Below are 23,646 nucleotides of genomic sequence, written 5' to 3'. Positions count from 1 at the left end.
ACACATCCAAATCTCTCAGGAACCTGGTTATAATAGAGTTGAGCGATTTCGTATAGGAGGCTCTTTATGGCGAGTGACAGCATAACGGAGAGGATAGAGGTTCCAAAGCTACTCGATGAAGCGCGGGTTCGGCAGTTTGTGGAAGAGGGCTTTCTCGTTGTTGAAGGGTTGGTGTCGGAGGCAGAAGTTGAAGAACTTCGGGCAGATATCGTGGCGATCGCTCGTGGAGCCTACCCTTGTGAAGGGATAGAGCCGGCTCCTTCGGACTGGAGCGACCAAGAGGTTTTAGAGGGCATACTGTGCATTCATCAGCCTCACTACATTAGCCCGGTGATGCTGAAGTATGTGAAGCATCCTTCCATCTGTGGTGTTCTATCGCAGATCACCGCTGCACACCTGCCATGGTGGGACGGAAGCGTAAAATGCATGCAGTCCATGCTCTTTGTGAAGCCCCCTCAGTTTCAAGGACAGGCATGGCATCAAGACGAAATCTATATTCCCACCCGTGATCGCTCTCTCATCGGAGCCTGGATCGCCTTGGATGATGCCACCATAGAGAACGGCTGTTTGTGGGTTATCCCCGGTTCGCACAAAACCGGCTATCTCTATCCGCAGCGCGCACACAATAATGCCGATGAGTTTGATTTTGCGCCGGAAAGCTACGGGTTCGATGAAAACGAGCAGATCCCGGTGGAGGTAAAGACGGGGACGGTGGTGTTCTTTAACGGCTATCTGTTACATCGCTCGCTAAAGAATCGAAGTAACATCTACCGTCGCGTTTTGGTCAATCACTACTGCAACGCATGGTCATTTCTGCCTTGGTCTTTGCGCGAGGGCGAGACAGTGGCGACTGCGGATAGGCGCTGCATTGTACCGGTAGCCGGCATAGATCCCTATGCTTGGAAGGGATATGAAGAGCCGCCTCAGCGTGTATGGCTACGCACCTGCAAGGCGGCAGAGGAGCGACGAGCCGCGCGCACGGGCTCTCGTTAGGCTTAGATCCCGTGCCAAATAAAAAGCCCCTTTCTACATCGCGGTAGGAAGGGGTGTATGATTTACGTGTTTTTTGAGTTAAGGTTTATGCAGGTTTTGCCTGCATGGGCGGCAATGAGGACGTTTTGTGCGATTTAGAGGCCTCAGGAGAGGCTTCTAAGTATTTGCGCAGGAGCGTGCGTCCTCTGTGGATGCGCGAACGTACCGTTCCAATAGAGGAGTTCATAATGCGTGCTATCTCCTCGTAGGAATATCCTTCCACATCGCAAAGCCAAACGGCCTGACGGAACGATTCGGGCAGCTTGGCAAGTGCCTCTTGCAGGCGTTCATCCATTACCTCGCGCATCACGATGTCCTCCGGCCCACCTTTCGGGTCGGGTATCTGCAGCAAGAGGTTCTCCTCGCCCTCTTCGTCGCTTGTGGGCTGATCAAGCGACAGCGTTTTCTGCTTGGGCTGACGGCGCAGCACATCTATGAAGAGGTTAGAAAGGATGCGGTAGAACCAGCGTTCAAAAGGCATCTGCCGATTGTAGGTATCGAAGGAACGGTAGGCGCGCAGATAGGCCTCCTGAGTTAGGTCCTCGGCATCATCTCGATTCCCCGTCATGCGGTAGGCCATGTTATAAGCCCTCTTCTGTGTGCGAGCCATCAGCCGTTCAAACTCGCGGTGAGTCTGTTCAAGTTCTTCCTCCGACTTGATGACCTGGCCATGAGCTCCACGGCCCTTCTCCTCACTTTGAGTCTGTTCCAGGCTTTCAGGCGTTGGCACGTTGGGCTTTTCATTGGTAAGCATAACCCTGGCGCCTCCTTTCTTTTTAGTCTCTCTTTTCGATAGTTGGATCGTTGGAGATCCCTGATCCAACTATCCAATATTATGGACGATCAAACCAAGGTTTCGGTGTCATAATTTTTGCGGGAAAGTGCCATCTCCTGTAAAATAGAGGGCTGTTGAGCCCTAGGTCTTCACAGGCAGGAGAAAAGGCCACATGTGTCGAAATTTTCTTCATCTATGAGGAGAGATGCCTGGAGCGCGCGTTCATGATCTTATCACCGTCTCCACTTTGGCCGCCTTCGACGTGCTCTATGTGGCCAAAGTGCACCCAGCGTCGCTGGTGCCGCTCTGCTGCTTCAGTGGGGCCTATCTTTTCGCTGGGCTCGCCTGCGCCGGAGATTTAGATACCAACTCCAGAGAGTATCGGCGTTGGGGGCCGCTGCGGTTTATCTGGTGGCCCTACCGGGTGTTGGTGCCACACCGTTCCTGGGTTTCACATGGGCTTATTGTGGGAGGCATTATTCGAGCGCTCTATTTAGGCGTCATGTTCTTTTTGCTCTCTTGGGTGGGCGTATGGCTATGGAATCAGTGCGGGATGCACGTGGATCCCGCCTCTGTCACACAGATGGAGGCGCACTCGTTAGGGCAGATCATGCGTACACATCCGCGGGAAAGTCTGGCCTTTCTTGTGGGGTTTGTGCTTGCTGGCACGGCGCATTCCTTGGCCGACATCGTTTCTACAGGCCTAAAAAGGTGGTTGTAAGCTTCAGAACACGGTTCAAGGATGCCCGCTGTTCTTCGGCGAGCAAGCAACTTCACCGCGCGTCTCCTTCAGCTCTAGTAAGCTGGTTGTAACTTGCAAGGATAATCGCCTGTCTAAATCAAATAAACATCGTTCGTGAAACTCATAACAACCTAAGGAGGAAGTGAATGATCCGTACTTTACGCTGGCTGCCAGCGCTATGTGTAGGGCTACTGCTGTTGGGGTTAGGCTCTCAAGCTCATGCGACCCCGGCCTTTGCAAAGAAAGAGAACAAACCCTGTGTCTATTGCCACGTGGTGCCCGGGGGGCCGCGCAACTTCCGAGGTCTTTACTATGCCACACATAACCACTCTTTCGCCGACTTCGACAACGAGTACGAGGCAAAGCTAGCTGGCGTTTCGCCTGATGCGATGGGGCCCGATGCCAAGCCTACAGTGGCCGACTACCCTAACGTACATGTGGACGTGCCGCCAGTGCTTCGGTTTGTGATGAAAGATATTGATGGCAACAACGTAAACCTTGCCCGCTATGTTGGAAAGGTCATTCTCATTGTAAACACCGCTTCGCTTTGCGGCAATACCCCACAGTATGCCGCTCTCGAGCAGCTTTATGAGAAGTACAAGGATAAGGGCTTCGTGATTCTTGGCTTCCCCTCCAATGACTTCGGGCATCAGGAGCCTGGTGATAACCAACAGATTAAACAGTTCTGCACGAGCAAATATCATGTTACCTTTCCTATGTTCTCTAAGATAGATGTAAAAGGAGACACCCAGGCACCGCTCTACAAATTCCTAACCGACAAGGAGACCGATCCGAAGTTCGGTGGGCCCATCGAGTGGAACTTTGCGAAGTTCCTTATTAGTCGCAGTGGGGAGATCGTGGCACGGTTTCCAGCAGGCCTGAGCCCCGCTAAGCCCGAAGTCGTGGCGGCCATCGAGCATCAGCTCGAACAACCCGCTCCATCAGAAAACACCAACTAGCTCTGCTGTCCACAGTGGTTTGGCCTTCCCTACCGCACGGTAGGGAAGGCTCTTTTTTTTACTTGATGGACTAAATTGGCGTGCAGTCTGCCGTGATCCATCGGTGTCGAGGACATGAGCTTAGGTCTATGGGGTAGCAACGGTGCGAGGGCGCCATTCAGCGAGCAAGCAGCGAGGATAGAAGCACCCAAAAGAGGCAGGCAAGGGGCAGCACAAAGAGGAGGCTGTCGAAACGATCGAGAAAACCACCGTGACCGGGCATAAGGTGGCCAAAATCCTTTAATCCTAACTCGCGCTTCACGGCCGACTCCCACAGATCACCCCAAGGGCCTACAACTCCTGCTATGGCTCCTAAAATAAGCCCATCCCACAACGGAAGGCCAAGAGACCGCATAACAACGGCTCCAACCACAAGGGAGCCGAAAAGACCGCCTAGAACCCCTTCCCATGTTTTACCGGGAGAGAGGGTGGGAGCGAGTTTATGTTGTCCCAAGCGCCTTCCTATGAAAAAGGCAAGGCTGTCGGCCGTCCAAACACAGATAGCGGTGAACAGAACCAGCCAGGCACCTAAAGGGGTGTGAGCTAGAGGAGGTTTAGCGGAGGGAATGGTGAGAAAGCTTCGGAGAATAACCAGGCTACTAATAGGTAAGCCAATGTAGATGGCCCCAACAAGTCCGTAGAAGCGCCGTAGCGAGCCGAGCGCTATACCGGTGCGTGCTGCACGGAGCGTGAGAAAGGCGAACACGGGGATGGGCAATGCCACGAGAATAGCCGGATAGAGAGGTGATATATCGCCGCGTAAGAGCCGAAGGTAAAGCCCCACTGGGTAGATGGCACCGAGGAAGGGCAAGCTGGCCTGGAGCGCATTTGCAGATGGCGATAACCGTTCTGGCACCAGTTGATGGCTGTAGGCAGTCGTCCATTCGTAAGCGCAGAGAAGCGCGACGAGCACTATCCCACACAGCATAAGGGTGAGGCTGTGGAAACAGAAAAACAGAAAAAGGGCAATACCGACGATAGCACTTAGAATTCGTTGTTGCATCTAGATGTCTGATAACTTAAGCTCGGCTAGGGCGCGATGCTGTTGGATCTCCTGCTTTGCTGCCGATGGTCTTAGGAGAGCAATGCTCAGCAAGGCGGCGAGAATGCAAAGCGCGCAGACGAGAAAAATTACCCGATAACTACCGTGGTTCACAAGGGCACCTGTAATAACAATGGTGAGCGGTTGTGCCAAAGAGGCCGCGGTGGACTGCAGCCCCACGTAGAAACCTACCTCTTCTGGAGGCACGATGTCGGCCAGCAGAGGATAGCTTGAAGCGCTAAGGGCCGCATTACCGATGCCGGCCAACCCCATAACCCAGGCGATTTGGGTAAGGGTGGTGACTCGCAAGCCGCAAAGGCAAGCGATGAAGATGAGCGAGAAGCCGACGAGGAGGGTCTTTTTAGGTGTAAGAACTCGGTCGGCGATTTGACCGGCTGGAACAACGGCAAGGGCTGTAGAGGCCATAAGAATAAGAAACATTTGAGCGGCCTGATTGGCCGTGCAGTGGGTGATATGTATGACGAACTCGGTGAGTAGCGGCAGCACGGCACCGATGCCGAGACCGGCAAAGAAAAATCCGAGGAGACCTAACCGTGCCTGACGTAACACGCGAAGCCCTCGAAGGGCCCGAACAAGCTGCTGTTTGAAGGAAGGCGTTTCGATATCTCCTTCCGGTGCATCGAGTGGAGAGGGTTCTGGTATCATCATGCAGGTGAGAACTGCTAGGACGATCATAAGAGCTGCGGACAGCAGGAATTTGGTAGTATAGTCCCCCGGCATGAGGAGGATGGTCGCTTGACCAAACAACCCAAACAGGCTCCAGATGGCGGTAACGCGTCCCCGCTGCGGTTCCGGAGTGATGTCAGGCATGAGCGCTTGATAGGGATCGTAGGCGATATTGAAGAGGACAGTAGACAAAAAGATTAGCAATACAAGCAAGCTAAGGCGAATAGAGGAGGGTAGATGGGTTGCTGCCGGGGTAAGGGCGAGAAATAGGGCAGACAACGGCGTAAACAGCAGGATAAAGGGGCGTCGTTTGCCGAACGGGTGGCGCAAACGGTCGCTTGCAGTGCCTACAAGGGGCTGAATGATCGCGCCCTCAAAGGAGTGGGTGCTGCCCATGAGCCCCATAAGAATGGCATTTTTGGTGAAGTTGCTTAGAAAAGGGGCAATGAGGGCGTTGTTCAGAGAGAAGAAGGTACCATAGCCAAAATTGGCCAGACTGTACCAAAAGATTTGAGACGGGGTCAAAAAGCTTTGCGGTGGGCCAGGATCGCGGGTATTGGAGGCCATTACATGTTCGCTCCCCTTGTGAGGTAGTTGAAGGCCTTGTCGTAATCTTGAAGGTCGTCTATATCGTAAGCGACCTCCGGAGGAGCTTTTGTGTGCGCAAAAGCTCGGCATTGGAGGAGCCGTTCGGCCCGCTGCACGATTTCGGGAACCGTAAGTTGATGGGTGAAGAAGCGCCAGGCGACAACGGGCCCTACGCGGAGAGCCGTTTTCCACTGGCTCTTACGGGAGTGAAAGAGAGATTCTAACAAAGGAAGCAGGCGTAGATAGACCGACGTGGAGACACAAAAAACGCAGCCGGTTGTCCAATAGCCGTCCTTTAGACGGACGAATATCGCCGGTGAGTTAGGGAAACGGGCCTCAAACACCTCACGACGCAGGACGGGCACCACGAGGTCTGCATTGATAGGGCATTCATGAAGAAAGGAGTTGAGCACCTCCGCAGAGAGAAAAGGCAGGTCGGTGGTCAGCAGAAGCAGTTTCTCGGTGGGGCCATCGGGCTGTCCGTTCAGCCATCGAATACCCAACGCGATATTTTCTGGAGCCGATCGCGCGGGCGGGATAACGGCATCGGCACCTCTGCACCGAGCTTCGCAGGCAACTTCCGCGTTGCCGATGACCACAATACGCCGCACTTGCTGGATGCCTTGTAAGGCAGAAAGGGTATGGCTCAGAAGCGTCTGCCCTTGCCAGGGGATGAGCGCTTTGATGGTCGTGCCTACTTTTGCCGCAAAAGCGTTATCAATCCGTCCATCAGCGGGTAGGATGGCGTCGTAGAGTTCCACAGAGCATGTCCTCCGCACTCTCTGTGCGTCCATACGCTCAGCCCTGGCGCGATCTTGGGCAGGGCTGAGCGGCAGACGAACGCTCTCTAGTCGGTTGCGATACCGAGTTTTTTGAGTTGATCCATATAAAACTCCGGTGGATGGGCGCCAATGGCGTAGGTACGCACGATTCCCTCTTTGTCAATAAAGAGGGTGGTCGGAATGCCTTGCACACCATAGAGCTTTGTGGCCACGGAATCAGCGGCATTTTTTCCTGCCGGGTCCAGCAGCACGTTCATCTTGTATTCGGGGTGCTTCTTTAAAAAGGAGGCGCAGGCGTCGGGATCATCCCATGTATTAACGGCCAGCACCACAACATCCTTATCGGAGTACTTCTCATAAATTTTCTCAATGGTGGGCATCACCATCTGGCATGGCCCACACCAACTCGCCCAAAAATCCACAATCACCACCTTGCCTTTGAGCTCGGCGATGTCCCATGTTTTGCCTTTTGTGTCTTGAAGGCTAAAGTCCACGGCCGGTTTTCCCACGTACTTTTGCTGTAGCGCCAGCTCTTCAGGATCATCGAGGTCGGCAACCAGCTTTGCGTCACTTGGTGGGGTAAAGGTGAAGAGATCGTTGGGAACGGCACCGTTTGTATGAACATCGCTCAGCTCTTCCGTAACCGATTCGGTGTCGTGTTTTAAGTAGGCACCGGCTAAGAGATGCGTCTGTTTATTGAAGTAGAGATGAATGGCCGTGTTCCCCGCTTTGACGACCACATCGTCGCAGCGCTGTCCGTGGTAGCTCGTCGGTGGGGCCAGCGTTGCCAAAGAGAGAAAGCTGGAGGCTTTATCGAGGTTATGCTGCACGATAAGCACCACAAGCACGCTTACAAAACGGTTGCCAGGCAGGGCACCGAGCAGATCGTCAGATTTGGCTAGGGAGATGGGGGCAGCGTCTTTGGTGTACTCCTGAACGGCCTTCCGATAGATATAGAGATTCTGTCCATCTGAGACGAGGAGATCGCCGTCAGAAGAGGTTTGTATATAGAAGCGATTGGGGCGTTTAAAGGCGAGTTTGGTAACTGCGGAGGTCGTTTTCTGGTCTCCGGAGTGGAGAGTCCAGGTTTCGGTGTGTTCATAAGCCTGGAGCTTGTCGTAAGCCGATGTGGCCGCTTTCAGCACAGCGGCCACATCGGGCCTTACATTTTGAAGGGCGCTATCGGCCTTGGCTGCGCGTAGGGGAGCAAGGCTGCAGAGAGCGCCAATGAGGCCGACGAAGAGGCGATGGTAAGTTTTCATAAGGGTCTCCTTTCAAAAAGAGCGTAAGATCTGCTGTTGCAGAGTGCTCCTTTTCTCCTTCTCGCTGAGGGCAACAAGGAGATGTGAATTGCGTTGGGGCGCTAGCGTAATCCAGTGGGCGCCCGCAGGAATGGCAAACTGAAAAAGATCGGCGGGCACGGGTTGATCGATCTTCACGTTCTCGATGATCTCGGCTAGTTCGCTTTTATCCGCCCCTTTTTGAACCGATTTATGGAGAAGGTGCGTTGTGGGGTCAAAGTAGAGCGAGACGGGCACATCTTGGTCGGACAGGTTGATAGAGAGAACCTGATAGGTCTTGCCATTATCAGTTACAGTGGTGGGAGCCGAGGCGGCTTGAAATCCAGCACGCAACTCTGGATCAACCAGCGGATTGCCTTGAAGCATGAGACTAATGAGGTAGGAGGCCACGCCATCGAAGTTGACATCGTTTACGAAGTCGATCTGAGTGAGGGAGGCTGGCGCTCTAAGGCGTGTATAAGTTTTATCACTACCATCATAGTTTACGATGTACTGCCCATCGGAGACGACGGTATTCGTGGAGTTGCTTTCCGAGCGATAGCAGTATTTGTTGGGGCGGACCATGGCCAACGTATAGGCGCGGTCTACAACGATTTGGCCTTGGGCATCCCGTTGAATCAGTTCCGCGGTATGACGGTAGGAGTTCATATGCTGGTAGGCAGCGGTGGCTTGCTGCAACAGCGTGGCAACTTCGGGACGTAGCCCACTGTAGGGGTTTGCCGATGTGTTATTCGGTTCCTGAGCGGCTGCCGACATGCCCAAACAGCCTAACACCACTCCGAACCATCCAAAGAGCCGAGCGACTTTCATACGAAGACACCTCACTTAGGTCATTTTAAAAAGGAAGTGTGAGCTAGGCGACGAGAGACCTAAGGCTCACTTTGATCTGTTATGGCCGCAATACGTTTTTCGTACTTCTCAAGTTCCTTACAGAGGAGGGCGTAGAGGTCTGCATCAGTGGTTTTCGCCTCTTGGAGGCATGCGAAGAGGTAGTCATATCCTTCTAGGGGGCAGCCCTCCAAGAGGAACTTGTGTGCACGTGCTCCGATCTTAAAGGCGATGAGCTGTTTGTTAGAGAGTTTAGGGTTCACTCATGGTTATCCTTAGAAGGATGGTTGTTATTCGCGTTGTTTCGTTCTGTTGTTCCGTTCTGCTGTTTGCCGCGTCCGCGTCCTCCACGCCGTCTGCGGCGTCGTCTGCCGGCAGAGAGCGGTTCTCCTGTGTCGGCGGGTCCCTCTTCAGTGCCGTTCGCCACAGGCGTCTCTGCTAACCCTAGCTCCTCGCGAGTGGGGGCGAGCACCGCCTGCAGGGTCTCTAGGGCCTCGGCCACCACGCTTGGGTCGAGATCGGTTTTAGGCAGTTCTGCGGGCAGTAGCGGGGGAGAAGCCGTGCTTTGCACCGGCTCGTCTAGATGAGGCAGGCCAATGCGCTCCATCTGATGGTAAGAGGCCGCAAGGAAGAGATAGGTCGTGCCTTGGCGCAGATGCAGGGCATACTCAGCGGTCTCCTGGGAGAGCAGGCGGCATTGAGCGAGGTCATAAAGCGCTGTCGGGGCTGGCAGGCGGAGGACACATCGGCCATCTTGTGTCGCATGAAGAACGATCCAGCCGGAGCCAGCCTCCACGATGTGTTCGCCCTCAGAAACCCACAGATGGACTCCGGCAAAGCGGCAAATCCCCCGCAGTAGTTCCAACGGCAGCACGGTCTCGCCAATAAAGACGGACTTCCAGTCGCCAAGCTGTTTTACCGCCACGGAGGGCAAGCCGGTTTCGATGTATTCGGCCAGCACGATGGCGTCGGGATCGTCCACGTAAAAAGAGGGATTTAAGCGTTCTCGGTAGCCGAATTCGAGGTCGGTAAGGCGTTCCGTGATGGGGTGGGAGGTTTGCACAACGCGCGAGCCCATTTCAGAGCTCCAAGGTTGCAGGCGCAAGCGAAGGCCCACCACGTCGAAGGCGGTCTCCTCCATGCCGCTTGAGGCGCGCGGTTTTGCCTCGCATGTGCCCGGTGCGTAGAGCCAAACGAGAGTTTTTTTGCCGGAGTGCAACTTCTCACGAATGGCCGCTCGCTGCTCTGTTGTGAGTCGGAAGGGGTTGAGAAAAATGTAGAGTTTACCATCGGTTGGAAAGTTCGGAGAGGTGACGTCGCTTTGCAAGTAGAGGCCGTATTCAACGCCACAGCGCTGCACCACATCCCGCATCTCTATGGTGAAACGACGGAAGAATCCCTCCCCACGTTGGATATGAAGCAGGCTCTTTTCATCAATGAGGACAACCACCTCGGGGTCTTTACGAGGGATACCGGGAGCGGAGACGATACTGGCGAAGAGCTTCAAGCGTTTCCAGATGGCCTCATCGTCGAGCCAGCCTTCACCCCAGAGGTCCATCCAGCCTACGGCCGTACGGTGAACGAAGGCACGGCCAATGGTGCGCAGTTGAGCCTGTTCGGTTTGGCGTGCGTCGGTGAGACGCGGGTTAAAATCGTCGGGTGTTTTATTAGGGACGGCCAGGTGGGTTTTGGTATCGTCTTCGGAGAGCCACAGTTTGCCGTGAAGCCACATGGAGTCGACTGGGGCCGGAAAGGAGGCGGCTCCGCCTGGCTTTCTATCTCGATAAGAAGGAGGGCCGCAGATCAGGTCTATGCAGCGCTCAGCCAACAGCCTATCGAGAGCAAGATGCCCACTGTATCCGTGGGTGAACTCAAATGTGTAGCCGTAACATACGGATACCAGAGCGCGGTATGCTGTAGCGCGTTTCACGGCACGCGCCAGGGAGATGATGCGTCGTGCGGTGGTCTCGGAGGTGAACTCCATAAAGTCAATGAGATGGCGCTCTCGGCGTGTTTCAAAGAAGGCGCGCATTGGGTCGGGCTTGGTAGGAAGGGCAGGTATTTCTGCTGTATGGAACTGCACGTCGCCGTCGAACCAGGCCGCACGAAGGGCGATAAGGCTCCCTTGGTAGCGCTCACGAAGCCAGTCTCGAAACGCGTCGCGGTTAGCCATCGAGCGGTCGAATCCGAGATCGGCCGGCTGAAACCACTCCCCTCTTTCGAGGTGATAGCCAAAGACGCGCTCTCCCCAAGGTTGCAGGCGCAGGTGCTCGATGAGGGTTTGCAGAGAGCGTTCGCACTCTTGCCAGAATCGTTGGCTTGTGATGGAGGGATCGCCGGTGGTGCCATCGGCGTAGGTGCTCATTTCCAGAGGGTATTCGCGTCGCCAACCGGGAGCCGGATAGAACACGAGCCGCGGCATGACGAAGCCTTCAGGGTCGGCTTCGAGAATAGAGCGTAAGCGCGAGTCGATGATCTCCAGTATTTCGCTCGCTTCGGAGAGCGGACAAGGAAGTTCGATCAAAGTGGAATGAAGATGAATGCCCGACTTGGCCGCTTGGCGAATCTCTTGAAGCACCTTGGCCTCGCATCTTTCCTCGCTCAGATTCCCAAAAAAGATAGTGGGAGGATAGGCCCAACCATTGATCAGGATCACGGGCATGCCGTCGCGCTCGACAATGTGCGCACCGACGGCAATATCTATGGGAGGGAATTCTGTGGCGGGCGTCGTTTCCGGCAGAATCGGTGTGGGTTCGGGACGTCTTCGCGTGGTACGAGGCGATCGCTCTCTTGGATAAGTCGTGCCCGTGTCGGTGGTCTTACCGACAGACCTTTTTGTGCCTCGCCGCGTGGTCTTGGTCTCTACCGTCTCGGGAGCCTCGGGCTGCTTTGGCGAAAGAGAAGGAAGGGCGACAGGTGACGTGGTGCTAGCTTCTTCAGCCGTCGGCAACTCTTCCTGGGGCGGTGGGGTTTGTGAGACGATCTCCAGGGAAGGCGTTTCTAAGGGTGATTCCCCTGTAGGCCCAACGCTCTCCTGAGAATCCGTTGAAGGGGGGAGGGGGGGCGATTCTGGAACCACCTCTGCTTGTTTGCGTCGTGACGTGCGCCGCGGTTTGGATGCCGGCTTGGGCTGTTCTGTGGAGGAAGGCTCCGCTTGCGGCGCTTCGGGCAGACGAACAACCTCAGCCGTTGTAGCGCCGCTGCTTGTTGCTTCAACATCCGAGAGCGCTTCATCCACCGGCACCACTTCCGCCGTAACATCGGCAGCACTTGCAGCAGCTGGCGCTTCCGTGTTCTTTTTGCGTTGGCGTGTTCTGCGTTTCGTAGAGGAGGCTTTTGTGGCCGGTTCCTCTGCCGTCTCGATCTTCTCTGTGTCCTGCGGTGTGCTACCCTTTATGTTTTCCGAGTTTTCATTGTTTGTTGCAGTTAAACTTGTCTCAGATGCGGGTTCCGATGTAGATGCTGCGACAGACCCCGTGCGCCTTCGGGTGCGGCGGCGCGTTGCGGGCGGCGCATCCACATGAGACGGACCCTCTGTAGGAAGCGTCTCCTCTTGAACGATAGGAGTATCGGCTTCCTGCCGGAGTTCGTCGTGGGTCATTCAGTTGTCTCCTAATCTCTGTTCCGCCGCATAGTTTGCGGAGGGAATGGCCTTTAACCAACATGGGCGTCGAATAGGCGCTTATTCCCTCTGGTGAGCCCCCACAGGCAGACCGTGGAGGCTTTCTTGCCCCGTATCCCTAGCAGGTTTTCAAATCCTATTCTTTGCCGCTGAGCCTAGGCATAACAGGCACTTCATAAGGCTGCATTCTGGCCGCTATCTTGCTTTCGCAAGAAGGACCTAACGAGAGCGAGCTTCGAGCTTTGGCAGCAAGTTGCGTTTCAGCGGCAGCGAGTTCACTATGCTCAGACCAAAAGCCCTCACGGAACAACTACCATTATACTATGCAGCATGCTTTTTGACAAAAGGCCTCGAACACATCGGCAGCATTGGCCCGAACAGGTACCAAGTTCTTAGCCAGCTGCATCCTCTCACTCAATCAACGCAAGGCTGTCAACCGCATCCATTGTCAGTGCCCAAAACCGATAGACACTTGGGCGCTGCGCGACATTGGCTTTCTTTTGTAAATTTAAGCCCGATGCGCGTGCAGGAGCTCGGGTTTAAGGGCAATAGTTTGGCTTCGTTCTGGCCCTACCGAGAGCATGGCAATGGGCAACCGAGTAAGCTCTTCCACCCTCTGGATATATCGAAGGACGGTAGAAGGCAGGTCTTTCACGTCGCGGACGTAGGCGATGTCTTCATGCCATCCTGGAAGCGTTTCATAGAGGGGAGTCACGGTGTTTTCCATAAAAATATCAACGGAAGGTAGTTCTAAGGGACGACCGTGGCCGTCGGCATAGGCATAGCAGATTTTAACCTCATCGAGCCCAGAGAGCACGTCGAGGTGACCCAGTGCAAGGCATGTAAGACCGTTGATCTGGGCAGAGTAACGAAGGACGGGGACATCGAGCCATCCGCATCTTCGCGGGCGACCGGTGGTAGTGCCATATTCATGACCTTTTTCTCGAATATATTGGCCGGTGGCGTCGTGCAGTTCGGTGGGAAAAAGGCCGGCTCCAACGCGGGTAGTGTACGCTTTGGCAACGCCGATAACGCCGTGAATGAGGGTCGGCCCCACGCCAGTGCCGAGACAGGCACCGCCCGCAATAGGGTGTGACGAGGTGACATAGGGGTAGGTGCCTAAGTCTATATCCAACAAGCTCCCCTGGGCGCCCTCAAAAAGCACACCGCCTTGCACGGCCGCGGCATGAATGAGCGGAGTTGTATCGCAGACGTAGGGTTTTATCTGTTCGGCGTAAACAGCATACTCCTCGAAGAGCGTTTCGGCGTTCAGCGGGGGGTGCTGGTAGACAGAGGTTAAGATGGCGTTTTTAAGCGCAAGCACGTCTGCAAGGCGTTCTCTAAAGCGGTTTGGATGGATGAAGTCGCAGAGGCGAATGCCAATGCGGGCGGCCTTGTCGGCGTAGGCCGGGCCGATGCCACGGCCGGTTGTTCCGATTTTCGCTTCACCCCGTCGGCTCTCTTCGAGTTCATCGAGCAGACGATGATAAGGGAGAATAACATGGGCGGCTGCAGAGAGGTAGAGGTTATGCAACTCGACGCCACGCTGTTTGAGGTGGGCGATCTCTTCGGCAAGGATGGCCGGGTCTATAACGGTGCCTGCTGCGATCACACATTGAAGGTGCGGATGAAGGATGCCTGCGGGAATAAGATGAAAACGATACTCCTCATCACCAACCTTCACCGAGTGGCCGGCGTTGTTGCCACCCCCATAACGAACCACCATGCGCGCCTCTTGGGCCAAATAGTCTATCAGTTTCCCCTTAGCTTCGTCGCCCCACTGCGCGCCCACAATAACAAGATTGTTCATACGTTTCTCGACCTCCAGCCCCACGGGAGTCGAAGCCGCGCGGGGCGGTTTCGTTCCTCCCTTTTCCCTCCTCCTGAGGGGATCCGGAGGCGACAACTTCAAATTGGAATCGGCATAAGGCTGCCAAACGACCTAAAATTTTTAGAAGACAACCTCAATGCCGAGCTATTATAGCACAAAAGCTTACCCATACGGAAAACGGTAGCGGTACCGACCCTCTTTGTCTAAATCCAAAGAGGGTCGGTGCTTGGGTTAAAGCGGAAAACGGACTTGAAGCGTGAAAAGTGCGGGGCCGTAGCCGGCGAAATGAACGGCGCCTTCCAGCCCTTGATCCCGTGTAAAGTTGGCGCCAAAGACGATTTTTCCACCAAATCGCGTGCGCTCACCAAAGTAAGGGCCGATGCCAAACCCAAGATAGGGGTTATGGATGCCGACGAAGGCCGGGTGATAGATCAGATCAAAGGTGAGCGGAAAAAGGGTGGAAACCCCGCCAAAATTCGCCGAGACGATCGCATCGAAATCAATGCGAGCACTAGAACCTCTTCCGAAATGAACCCCGGGCACGTCGAGGTCTACACCGCCGTCGAATTTGGTGCGCGGAGAGAGCTCTGCTCCTAATCGTAGGTTAAGAGGGACGAAATGGCCTCCAATGATAGGCCCAACCTGACAAGGGGCGGGTTTGGAAAAGGGATCGAACGTTGAAACTTGAGTGATAGGAGAGAACGGCGTATTGGGGAGCGAGGGTACATCCGCTTTGGCAAACAGAGGAACGCTTGCTAGGGTAGCAAAGGCGATAGCTTTGCTTAGCTGAGAGCGGGAAATCATGGGCGAAAAACCTCCTCGTCGAGAGAATATTGGGTTGAGTAAGGGAAAAGACAACCTCTTTAGTCTAGCATACATATTGGAAGCGATTCAAGGCAATTTTGTTCCCTCCTCTAAAGGAAGCTGTCTTACCATCTCAACAAAGCTAGGTAGATGGCCACAAAATGCGAAGCAGCATGCCGTCGAGCAGTAGCCCCAAGCAGGCCATTACCACCGCCCACAGCTTCCACTTACGGAAATGGAGCGATTGCAGAAGCAGCATAGCACCGAGGAGGAAGGCTGGGACGGCACTTTGTGCCACTCCATCAACAAGCGCCTGATGAAGAGAGGGCGTTAACGCATGCTCCCTCCACAGGGAGGCGGTTCCTCCCATGAAGAAGAGCATAAGACAGATAAAGACGAGACAGGCAACTCGCTCGTTCCTTCCGAGGTCGGCAGCGCAGGCTGTGATAAGGAGACTGAGTGCAAGCAGGCCAGAGATGCAAAGACCAGGAAGTAAAAAGGAGAAAGCGGTAGGCTCTTGATAGAGGTGGACACCCACCATAGCGAGTGGCGAAAGGCAAAGCAGCCAAAGTGGCAAAAACCAGAAAGCTACTTGGCGAAACGTAGGGCGTGCGGGCAGTACACGCAAGAACACAGGAATCTGGAGTTGACCGGCACTGCTTTCCACCATAATGCGATCTTCAAAGGCGCCCGTTTCCCAGACTCTTCTACTATCGGCAACAATTTGGAGCGTTTGTCGAGGATGTTGAAAGTGCATGGGGCTTATCTCTATCCACTCCGGGGCGTGAACCACGCATCCCTGTACAGGCCCCTGAACTCCTTTAGAAAGCACCCGTACACGCAGAGTGCGCTTTTCTCCTTTTCGCAATTCACCAAAATCCACCTCCTGTGGGTCGGCAACGAACAGGACGGGGCGTGGACGTCTTCGGAAAAGGGTTTTGGGTACCGAGGGTTCCGGCACAACCTCAGCAACGACGGTCCCCGGCATTGGTTGAGGCCCCCGCATTGGTAGGGGGGGCTGTTGGGGAGGTGCCATACCATTTGGTGTGGTGGACGTGGGATAGGCCGGAGGGGGCTGTAGACGCACCTCGGCTAGCTCAGGCGCCAAGCTAGCACGTAGAGCGACGAGGTCATCACGGAACGCACGCGCCGTGGCGTAGCGCTCCTGCTTATTGCGAGCCAACGCACGCTCAAAAATGCGTTCTAGCTTAAGGCCAACGCCATTGCCATCCACAATCGCCCGCGGTAGGTATTCCGTTACAGGAGTTGGGCTCTCTGTCTCTAAGACGCGTTTCCAAGCGAAGGGATCACGGGTTTGTCGTACTTTAAAAGGGCGCTCTCCTGCCAGCATCTCGTAGAGAGTTACCCCCACAGCCCAGAGGTCCGAGCGATGGTCAGAACGGTCTTCGGATGAAAAGTCTTCCGGAGCCATATAGGCATAGGTGCCGGCGCCACCGGCATAGGCATTGGTGGCTAGGATCTCTGCAAGCCCAAAATCCACTAGTTTCACCACGCCGTCGCGACCTACCAGAATGTTGGCCGGTTTGATGTCGCGATGGACAGTTTGGAGGCTATGCGCATAATCGAGGGCATCGAGCACCTGGATGGCAATGTCGAGCGCCTGACCAAGAGGCAGGGAACCCTCCTCACGTAGAATCTGGGCTAGGTTTTTCCCTCGCACGTACTCCATGTCAATGACGAGGTGTCCCTCAATACGATCAATACTGTGCACGCGCACAATGTTAGGGTGATGAAGTCGGTCTAGCAGTCGCGCCTCTTCAAGGAAGCGCCTTACATCGCCAGCTTCCGCATCTATTTCCTTTAAGGCCACTTGTCGGTTTAAAAGGGTGTCGCGAGCAAGATAGACGATTCCGGAGGCCCCATGGCCTAGAATATCGAGGCGCTCGTATTTGCCAAGCATTCCCAAAGGCATCGTTTTATCTCGCTTGTGAGGTAGATAGTTCGGAGCTTTGAGGGCGCGCAGGGTAGGCCTGAATAGATTTTAGTCGCCCGTTGTCAATGACATAGATCGTTCCTGAAGGCGCTACAGCTAAACAGGTGGGGGCGACGAGCGCTCCCTTGCCGATATTGGTGGCGACGCGCGTGCCTTCTGGTGTGAATTTCTCGATACAGCGTAGATCCGGTCGAATCTGATAGCGATTTCCCGCCTGATCTAAAGTAAGGTAAAACTGGGCTGTGGGTTTCGTTTTCTTTGCGGATGTCTCTGGCGAAGAGGGGATCTGTGCATTGACTGGGACAGGGCGTAGCAGATGCGTCTGTGGATTAAAGTCCATCAACTTGCCCTGAAGCGTCGCCACCAAAAGGTCACCATTGGGCATGATTTGGAGAACATCGTTGCGCAGCGGCATATCAAGCTGTTTTGTTGCTACGGTAGCGTAGCTTAGGGGCTCGAACACGGCAGGTTTGGACGGTGGCTGAAGGAGTACCACAGGCTGAGAAGGCCTTGCATGTTGCAACTTGACGAAAAGATGGTATATCCAGGCGGCTTCGCCAAGGGCGATCAAAAGCAGCAAAAGCGTGCCAACGACCCAACCTCTAGCAACTTTGGAAACGGTCTTTGAATCGGCAACCGTTTCCTGCGTAAGAGCATAGCGCCAGTTGGCGGTGTTGTCGGTGGGGGTCTCCTCTTCAGGTGGCAGAAGAGGACGCATGGGGCCATAGCGCGCCACAAGTGCGGTGACATTGTCGGAGCCGCCGTGGTTCAGCGCGGATTCGATCAGGCGATTGCAGGCCTCTTGGGGGTCGGTGGAGGAGACGAGAATTTGGGCGATCTCTCGCTCGGTCACTTCGGTGGTAAGGCCATCGGAACAGAGGAGAAGCACGTCGCCCACCTCAAGGGAGTGTAAAGAGGTGTCCACCTCGACGTCGGGTGCAATCCCGATGGCGCGGGTAATGACGTGGCGATACCGATTCGCCTCAGCCTCCTCGCGAGTCATGCGTCCCGCCTGTATCTCTTCCCATACGGCCGAGTGGTCTGCTGTAAGCAGGCTTAGGCGCCCATGGCGGAGGAGGTAGGCACGGCTATCGCCGACGTGAGCGATGGCCAAAGTGCCGTTGCGAATGAGTGCACAGACGCAAGTGGTGCCCATGCTGCGCTGCTCGATGCGATCGGCGCGCCGTGTGAAAACCTCTTGGTTAGCAGCCTGAAAGGCCTGCAGGAGAAGGCTTACCAGCTCTTCATGAGGGCTGGTTTGCAAAAGCTGATGGATGGTCTCTGGCACCGTATGTGCGGTAATTCGAGAGGCCACGTCGCCCCCACCCATTCCGCCCATGCCGTCGGCAACAAGCAGAACACAATCGAGTAGCCCGTTAAGAGCGGCCCGATCAACAACGGCGAAACTGTCTTCGTTGTGCTCGCGTTTATGGCCGACGTCGGTACGACAGCCTATGCGGATAGGAATCGGCTCAGCAACTGTCTGCACGTTGTATTTCTCCCCTAGTCGTGGCTTCGGCGGAGTAAACGAACGATCAGAAGTCCAAAAAAGAGAAAGACGATTAGGAGTGCGAAACGCAGTAACCCCAAAATGATCATAGTTCGCTTCCGATCTCGAAGCTGAGAAGCACGTCTCCTAGTTGAATACGGTCTCCGCTATGCAAAACGGCGGCCTCGCCGGGTTGGAGAAGTATATCGTTCAGTTTTACGGGGGCACCCTCCTGCGACTCAACGCGATAGCGGCCCTCGTGAAGGAAGATACGCGCGTGCCGAATAGCCACGTTTCGATAGGGTAGCACGATGTCGTTGGTAATGCCGCGTCCTATGTAGGTCTCCGAGCCGAGTACAAAACTATCGCGTACCTTATCGCCCTCTAGAAGCAGTAGCTGAGCCTTCGTTGCCGAGGAGGTTTGAACGGCGTCCACCGTTGCTGCGGCTCCTCCGAATTGGCCGATGACTGCTTTGGGTTCCGGGGCTCTCGATTTCTGCAAGCCGGTCGTTCCGGGCTTGGTCTCCTGTTCAAACACTAGGTGGGTGCTTCCAATAAGAATATCGTCGCCAGGTTGCAGCAGATGGCTTTCTACACGATGCCCGTTGACCCAAGTTCCGTTGGTGCTGCCAAGGTCATAAAGAGTAAAACGTCCATCCTTCTCGCGCTCAATGCGCAGGTGGCGTTTAGAGACCATGGGGTCTTCTTCTAATACGAGGTCGTTTCCAACGCGCGACGAACGCCCAATGTAGATGGCGCTGCGCAGCAGGGGGTAACGAAAGACCGATTTCCCCGGCGTTTGGATTTGAAGGTAGGCTGTTGCCATCCCGGCAACGGTTTGGCTCTCCTCTCCCGAGCGACCCACAGCGGCAACCGTGCGATCTTCTTCTGCTGGGGGCGTCATCGGGACAGATGGGGTACCGATGCGAGCGCTGTAGCGGCTACGAATGGATATTTTAGGGGGATGGCGCTCCTCGACCTCTTCTGGCGTGAGAACTTTCAGCACGAATTCCAGCTCCCCTCGAATATGATATCGGTTTTGCCGACAATAGCGCCGAATGGCCTCTTCAAGCTCCGCTTTATCGAGAAACGAGAGAAGATACTCCTTCTCCTCTTCATCTTCTGGGCAGAGTTCAAGAATGTATTGATTGGGCACATAGGTGCGTGTGTCGAAGCCCTCTTTTCGGTTCTCCTCGAGTTCGGTGAGGATCATGCGAAGAATATCACGGGGGCGCACATCATCGTTTCCACCAAAAAGTCCCTCATACCATTGTGCAAAAGAGTGATTGATCTTTTCAAAGATGTCCATCTTGCCAGCCTCCTAGCAGATAACGATCGCATTATAGCTTCAATCGAGCAATGGCGTCAACGTAGGCCTTATGAAAGGAGTGGTGCAGAAACCACAATGCAAAAAATGAAACGCCGTGAATAGTATTCCGTCTTATTGTTTGAAATTGCCGCTGCTCAAGTGTTGGCAAGCGGTTTGGTTCGATGAGGAAAGGAGAAAGCAAGGTGTTGTTGATTGGGAGATCACGCCGCATGCTCACGATGGCATGCCTCTTCTGCACAATGAGTTCCCTTAGTTGGGCCACCTGCACGTCACCCATGCAGGTCATCTCTCGTGCACCGGTTGGAGCCGATGTGGTGGCGCAGATACGCGCATTGTCGGCGAATGGAGAGCTCGGTTTCTTGAGTGCTTTTTGCCAGACCGCAGTGCCCAGTGAAGTTGCGTTCTGTCAGGCGGAGAGAACGCTGAGGTTGCATGCCAATTTGGTCTGTCACGCTGAGCAGCTCGCCACGGGGAAAAGCGCCTCGGTTCCTTTTGCAGAGCGGTATCCTTTTGATCTCACCTCGCCGGCATCGGTTATATTTCGTGGAAGTGCCGTGCTCTTAGTAGCTGCCAGTCGAGTTGCCGTGAGAAAAGGAAAAATAGGCGAGGCGCTTCACTACGAAAACCTTCTCTTTCGTTTGGCCAAGAGGGCGGGAGCCAGTCCCTGCCTAAACGCTTGCCTAACGCAGGCCGCCATCGAACAGCTCGCCCTTGAAAACATGCGTTTCCTTCTGACCGTAGAGGGCAAAAACGGAGAGTTTGTAAGAGAAGCCTTTGCATGTTATCGGCAGGGCTATGTCCTTCCAGATTTCATAAGTGCTTTGAAGGGGGAGCGAAGGCTTTTGTTGCGTGAGGCCAAGACAACAAAAGGACAGTTCAAAGACGATGCGACTCAAGTGCTGGCTCGCCTTAATGGCGCGTTACCGCTGGAAGCTAAGCCCTACTGGCAAGTTGTTAACAAGCTCAGAGCGCTTGATCGAGAGGGAATAGACCTTTCTGCTGCAACAAGCTCGCAATGTGATGTGCCACACGCCTTCTATGCCGATATCGCCAAGGTACGGGCCGATGTCATTGCCCAAGCGCTGCTAACTCGTTCGGCTCTGGAACTACTTGCCTTGCGCTGCGTTAGGGGTAGACTGCCGGGTAGACCGGATTCATCGAAATGGCCGCGTGACCCTTACACCGGTCGTGCGTTAGGGTATCGCAAAGTGGGGGATGGTTTTCGTCTCTCTTGCGAAGACACCGCGACACCCTCTTGGAGCCGAGAGTTCTTTTGGCAACCAGATAAGAATCCTCTGCACAAGTCGCAGGCTCCTAGGAGACACCGTCCAGGTCTCATGATTGCCCAACAGGCCTAAAGCGCTGAGGGAACCTCACCAGGTTGTTTCTACCAGCTGCCTTGTTCTCCGCTGCGAGGTATAAGATGCGGCGATCGGCTCGAGTAGAATAGTTAAGGCGAAGCTTAATATGGGGCCTTGCCTAGCAAGAGCAGGAGATAAAAATGGAGCAACATCGCGGGATTGTTGTGGCCAAACGGGGGCTGGTGGCCGCCTCACAGCCGTTGGCAGCGGCAGCAGGGTTGAAGATGTTAATGGACGGTGGCTCTTTTGCCGATGCGGCTATCGCAACATCGGCTGTGCTGTGTGTAACGGAGCCCCATGCTAGCCATCTCGGAGGCGACGCTTTTCTCATCGTTTATGAGGCTGCCACGAGCAAAACCTACGCCTTTAACGGAAGCGGAAAGGCTCCGCAGGCAGCGACGGCTGAGCACTTTGGACGGGCCATTCCCACGCGCGGCATACGTTCGGTAGCGGTGCCCGGCTTGGTGGATGTATGGCATGAGTTTCATCAGCGATGGGGACGTTTGTCGCTTTCCAAAGTGTTGGAGCCTGCCATCTCTTATGCCGATCAGGGCTACCCAGTAGGTTTTCGTACGGCCCGTGTTTTTCGCGACTCGCAGGCGCTATGGCAAGAGTTTCCCGCAACGTTACGGGCGCTTACCGGCCAAGACCATCCTCCTCAAGCAGGCCAAACCATACGGCAGCCCGCTTTGGCAAAAACGCTCGCTCTTATTGCCGACACGGGGCGGGAAGCGTTTTACGAGGGGGCGTTGGCCGAGGCGATAGTGCGTTTTTGCCAAGCTCAAGGAGGGCTGTTGAGCTATGAAGATCTGGCAAACCACCGCACTTGGATTGGGGAGCCGATAAGCACGAGCTACCGCGGTCACACCGTTCACGGTCAGCCACCCGTCTCACAGGGACTGCTCTTGCTTGAGGAGTTAAACCTTGTAGAGGGTTTTGACCTCTCTCAGATGGGGCCTCTGAGCGCTGATGCCATCCATGTGATGGTAGAGGCGAAGAAGTTGGCTTTTGCCGATAGAGCGCGCTTCTTAGGCGATCCCGATTTTGTATCGGTTTCTGTGGAGAAGCTGCTTGATAAGGAATATGCAGCCCAACGACGTGGTGAGATACGTATGGAAAGGGCTTCTGTTCCGCAAAGCCACTCCGAATTGGCTCATGATACGACCTATTTTTGTGTGATGGATGCCGACGGCAATGCCGTTAGCTTTATTCAAAGCGTGTTTTGGGGATATGGTTCCGGCCTAGTGGTGGAGGACACTGGCATCTTGCTCAACAATCGGCTTAGCGGTTTTTCTCTCGACTCCAAAAGCCCCAACTTCCTTCAGCCGGGCAAAAGACCGTTGCACACCCTCAACGCCTGGCTTATTACCCGGCCGACGCCGAGTGGAGAGCGCGTGACCTATGTGGGCGGAACGCCCGGGGCCGACTGGCAGGTTCAGACGAGTTTACAGGTGATCTGTAACTTGCTGGATTTTGGCATGAATCCGCAGCAGGCATTGGAGGCTCCCCGCTGGGCGCATGGCCCTTCTGTTCCTGAAAACGGGCCGGCAAACCTTCTACAGATCGAAAGCAGAGTGGATATGACCGTGATTGAGGCGCTGCGGCGTCGAGGTCATGAAGTGGCGCCCATTGGCCCGTGGGCTCACGGAAGCGCCTGTCAGCTCATCGCATGCGACGATCAGACAGGGGCTTTGCTTGGTGCTTCCGACCCTCGCTGCGATGGGGAGGCAGTAGGATTTTAGTGCGTTGAAGCAAGTTCGTGGCGATACGGTTGCGTTTGGCCTACTAGGCTCAGTATAATGATTATGTGTATGTTCTAATTTTCCACAAAGCTAAAATCTTAAAATGCCGGTTGATAAGAACGTATTGGGGAGAGTTGAGTGATGGAGGAGAACCAAGAGGCATTGGGGCGTCTGGATGATCGTCTTAAGCCGCCGCCGGAGTTAGAGGAGTTTTGGCAAAAGCACCCGGAGATCGTGAAATTGGGAGACCCAGTGTTGCGAATGGTTGCTAAGCCGGTTGTGCGCTTTACCAAGGAGACACAGGAGTTGATCAAGCGCATGGAAACCATCATGCGCGATGCGGATGGGCTTGGATTGGCAGCGCCCCAGGTTGGAGTGTCGCAGCGCATTTTGGTCTACGACGTTGGGGAGGGATTGCAGGTTCTGATCAACCCCAAAATCGTCCATAGGTCCGGTGAACAGGTTGAGCCTCCAGAGGGATGCCTCTCCATTCCGGGGCTGCGTGGCATTGTGGCGCGGGCGAAAGAGGTGAAGGTGAAGGGGTTTGATGAGCGAGGCCGTCCGGTGGTTAAAAAGGTATCGGATCTAGAGGCGCGTGTTATTCAACATGAGGTAGACCATCTGGACGGCATCCTGTTTATAGACCGTGCCGACCCGGAGACGTTGGTTTGGGTAATCGAGGAGGAATCTGAATTAGAGGTGGCTGGAGCCACCGATTCACGGTCGTAGCGCCCAATA

19 protein-coding genes are annotated in these 23,646 nt (G+C 54.9%); 6 read left to right on the top strand and 13 right to left on the bottom strand.

All coding sequences use genetic code 11. The features are described 5' to 3' along the window. Positions 1-66: 66 nt before the first annotated feature. Positions 67-993 (top strand): phytanoyl-CoA dioxygenase family protein, encoded by a 927-nt coding sequence (locus CCALI_RS05395; protein ID WP_016482464.1) that lies wholly within the window; start codon positions 67-69, stop codon positions 991-993. Positions 994-1,078: 85 nt separating this feature from the next. Here CCALI_RS05395 and CCALI_RS05390 read toward each other — a convergent pair whose 3' ends face one another. Beyond that, entirely contained in the window at positions 1,079-1,786 is a 708-nt protein-coding gene (locus tag CCALI_RS05390; protein ID WP_016482463.1) for a sigma-70 family RNA polymerase sigma factor, read from the bottom strand. A gap of 226 nt (positions 1,787-2,012) precedes the next feature. On the opposite strand from CCALI_RS05390, the gene CCALI_RS05385 reads away from it, so the two are divergent. Beyond that, positions 2,013-2,528, top strand: a complete 516-nt coding sequence (locus CCALI_RS05385) for a metal-binding protein (RefSeq protein ID WP_016482462.1) — start codon at positions 2,013-2,015, stop codon at positions 2,526-2,528. Positions 2,529-2,695: 167 nt separating this feature from the next. Then, positions 2,696-3,508: a glutathione peroxidase gene (locus CCALI_RS16855; RefSeq protein ID WP_016482461.1), complete on the top strand. Its 813-nt coding sequence runs from the start codon at positions 2,696-2,698 to the stop codon at positions 3,506-3,508. Positions 3,509-3,665: 157 nt separating this feature from the next. Here CCALI_RS16855 and CCALI_RS14930 read toward each other — a convergent pair whose 3' ends face one another. The 12 genes from CCALI_RS14930 to CCALI_RS14910 all read right to left on the bottom strand — a co-directional run bounded on the left by CCALI_RS14930 (position 3,666) and on the right by CCALI_RS14910 (position 19,784). Beyond that, positions 3,666-4,550: a phosphatidate cytidylyltransferase gene (locus CCALI_RS14930; protein WP_016482460.1), complete on the bottom strand. Its 885-nt coding sequence runs from the start codon at positions 4,548-4,550 to the stop codon at positions 3,666-3,668. Then, positions 4,551-5,843: an MFS transporter gene (locus tag CCALI_RS05370; RefSeq protein ID WP_016482459.1), complete on the bottom strand. Its 1,293-nt coding sequence runs from the start codon at positions 5,841-5,843 to the stop codon at positions 4,551-4,553. It lies immediately after the preceding gene. Further along, entirely contained in the window at positions 5,843-6,625 is a 783-nt protein-coding gene (gene mobA, locus CCALI_RS05365) for a molybdenum cofactor guanylyltransferase (RefSeq protein WP_016482458.1), read from the bottom strand. The genes CCALI_RS05370 and mobA overlap by 1 nt, the downstream gene beginning before the upstream one ends. 86 nt (positions 6,626-6,711) lie before the next feature. Then, positions 6,712-7,908 (bottom strand): redoxin domain-containing protein, encoded by a 1,197-nt coding sequence (locus CCALI_RS14925; RefSeq protein WP_016482457.1) that lies wholly within the window; start codon positions 7,906-7,908, stop codon positions 6,712-6,714. 12 nt (positions 7,909-7,920) lie between these two features. After that, on the bottom strand, positions 7,921-8,757 hold the full coding sequence (locus CCALI_RS05355) for a LolA family protein (RefSeq protein ID WP_016482456.1): 837 nt from the start codon (positions 8,755-8,757) through the stop codon (positions 7,921-7,923). 59 nt (positions 8,758-8,816) lie between these two features. Further along, positions 8,817-9,038: a hypothetical protein gene (locus tag CCALI_RS05350; protein ID WP_016482455.1), complete on the bottom strand. Its 222-nt coding sequence runs from the start codon at positions 9,036-9,038 to the stop codon at positions 8,817-8,819. Beyond that, entirely contained in the window at positions 9,035-12,376 is a 3,342-nt protein-coding gene (locus CCALI_RS05345; protein ID WP_016482454.1) for a hypothetical protein, read from the bottom strand. The genes CCALI_RS05350 and CCALI_RS05345 overlap by 4 nt, the downstream gene beginning before the upstream one ends. Positions 12,377-12,905: 529 nt before the next feature. Then, entirely contained in the window at positions 12,906-14,207 is a 1,302-nt protein-coding gene (locus CCALI_RS05340) for an adenylosuccinate synthase (RefSeq protein ID WP_016482453.1), read from the bottom strand. Between the two features lie 252 nt (positions 14,208-14,459). After that, positions 14,460-15,032 carry a hypothetical protein gene (locus CCALI_RS05335; protein WP_016482452.1) on the bottom strand — a complete coding sequence of 191 codons (573 nt, stop codon included), beginning with the start codon at positions 15,030-15,032 and terminating at the stop codon, positions 14,460-14,462. A gap of 142 nt (positions 15,033-15,174) precedes the next feature. After that, entirely contained in the window at positions 15,175-16,965 is a 1,791-nt protein-coding gene (locus CCALI_RS14920) for a serine/threonine-protein kinase (protein WP_016482451.1), read from the bottom strand. A 4-nt stretch (positions 16,966-16,969) separates the two neighbouring features. Next, a complete protein-coding gene (locus CCALI_RS14915) occupies positions 16,970-18,475 on the bottom strand; it encodes a Stp1/IreP family PP2C-type Ser/Thr phosphatase (RefSeq protein WP_016482450.1) in 1,506 nt (501 codons plus the stop codon). A 106-nt stretch (positions 18,476-18,581) separates the two neighbouring features. Continuing rightward, positions 18,582-19,784: an FhaA domain-containing protein gene (locus CCALI_RS14910; RefSeq protein WP_016482448.1), complete on the bottom strand. Its 1,203-nt coding sequence runs from the start codon at positions 19,782-19,784 to the stop codon at positions 18,582-18,584. Positions 19,785-19,987: 203 nt separating this feature from the next. Between CCALI_RS14910 and CCALI_RS05310 the strand changes: the two genes are divergently transcribed. The 3 genes from CCALI_RS05310 (at position 19,988) to def (ending at position 23,637) form a co-directional block, all read left to right on the top strand. Next, positions 19,988-21,163 (top strand): hypothetical protein, encoded by a 1,176-nt coding sequence (locus tag CCALI_RS05310; RefSeq protein ID WP_156415911.1) that lies wholly within the window; start codon positions 19,988-19,990, stop codon positions 21,161-21,163. A gap of 143 nt (positions 21,164-21,306) precedes the next feature. Beyond that, on the top strand, positions 21,307-22,908 hold the full coding sequence (ggt, locus tag CCALI_RS05305) for a gamma-glutamyltransferase (protein ID WP_016482446.1): 1,602 nt from the start codon (positions 21,307-21,309) through the stop codon (positions 22,906-22,908). Between the two features lie 141 nt (positions 22,909-23,049). Continuing rightward, entirely contained in the window at positions 23,050-23,637 is a 588-nt protein-coding gene (gene def / locus CCALI_RS05300; protein WP_016482445.1) for a peptide deformylase, read from the top strand. Positions 23,638-23,646: the final 9 nt, after the last annotated feature.

The organism is Chthonomonas calidirosea T49 (assembly GCF_000427095.1).
Classification (GTDB): Bacteria; Armatimonadota; Chthonomonadetes; order Chthonomonadales; family Chthonomonadaceae; genus Chthonomonas; species Chthonomonas calidirosea.
This window is presented reverse-complemented; position numbering and strand designations above follow the sequence as displayed.

What these genes read in the sequence shown, in the direction of transcription:
- CCALI_RS05395 (WP_016482464.1), top strand. Translation starts at nt 67, where the DNA reads ATGGCGAGTGACAGCATAACGGAGAGGATAGAGGTTCCAAAGCTACTC.
- CCALI_RS05390 (WP_016482463.1), bottom strand. Translation starts at nt 1,786, where the DNA reads ATGCTTACCAATGAAAAGCCCAACGTGCCAACGCCTGAAAGCCTGGAA.
- CCALI_RS05385 (WP_016482462.1), top strand. Translation starts at nt 2,013, where the DNA reads ATGCCTGGAGCGCGCGTTCATGATCTTATCACCGTCTCCACTTTGGCC.
- CCALI_RS16855 (WP_016482461.1), top strand. Translation starts at nt 2,696, where the DNA reads ATGATCCGTACTTTACGCTGGCTGCCAGCGCTATGTGTAGGGCTACTG.
- CCALI_RS14930 (WP_016482460.1), bottom strand. Translation starts at nt 4,550, where the DNA reads ATGCAACAACGAATTCTAAGTGCTATCGTCGGTATTGCCCTTTTTCTG.
- CCALI_RS05370 (WP_016482459.1), bottom strand. Translation starts at nt 5,843, where the DNA reads ATGGCCTCCAATACCCGCGATCCTGGCCCACCGCAAAGCTTTTTGACC.
- CCALI_RS14925 (WP_016482457.1), bottom strand. Translation starts at nt 7,908, where the DNA reads ATGAAAACTTACCATCGCCTCTTCGTCGGCCTCATTGGCGCTCTCTGC.
- CCALI_RS05355 (WP_016482456.1), bottom strand. Translation starts at nt 8,757, where the DNA reads ATGAAAGTCGCTCGGCTCTTTGGATGGTTCGGAGTGGTGTTAGGCTGT.
- CCALI_RS05345 (WP_016482454.1), bottom strand. Translation starts at nt 12,376, where the DNA reads ATGACCCACGACGAACTCCGGCAGGAAGCCGATACTCCTATCGTTCAA.
- CCALI_RS05340 (WP_016482453.1), bottom strand. Translation starts at nt 14,207, where the DNA reads ATGAACAATCTTGTTATTGTGGGCGCGCAGTGGGGCGACGAAGCTAAG.
- CCALI_RS05335 (WP_016482452.1), bottom strand. Translation starts at nt 15,032, where the DNA reads ATGATTTCCCGCTCTCAGCTAAGCAAAGCTATCGCCTTTGCTACCCTA.
- CCALI_RS14920 (WP_016482451.1), bottom strand. Translation starts at nt 16,965, where the DNA reads ATGCCTTTGGGAATGCTTGGCAAATACGAGCGCCTCGATATTCTAGGC.
- CCALI_RS14910 (WP_016482448.1), bottom strand. Translation starts at nt 19,784, where the DNA reads ATGGACATCTTTGAAAAGATCAATCACTCTTTTGCACAATGGTATGAG.
- ggt (WP_016482446.1), top strand. Translation starts at nt 21,307, where the DNA reads ATGGAGCAACATCGCGGGATTGTTGTGGCCAAACGGGGGCTGGTGGCC.
- def (WP_016482445.1), top strand. Translation starts at nt 23,050, where the DNA reads ATGGAGGAGAACCAAGAGGCATTGGGGCGTCTGGATGATCGTCTTAAG.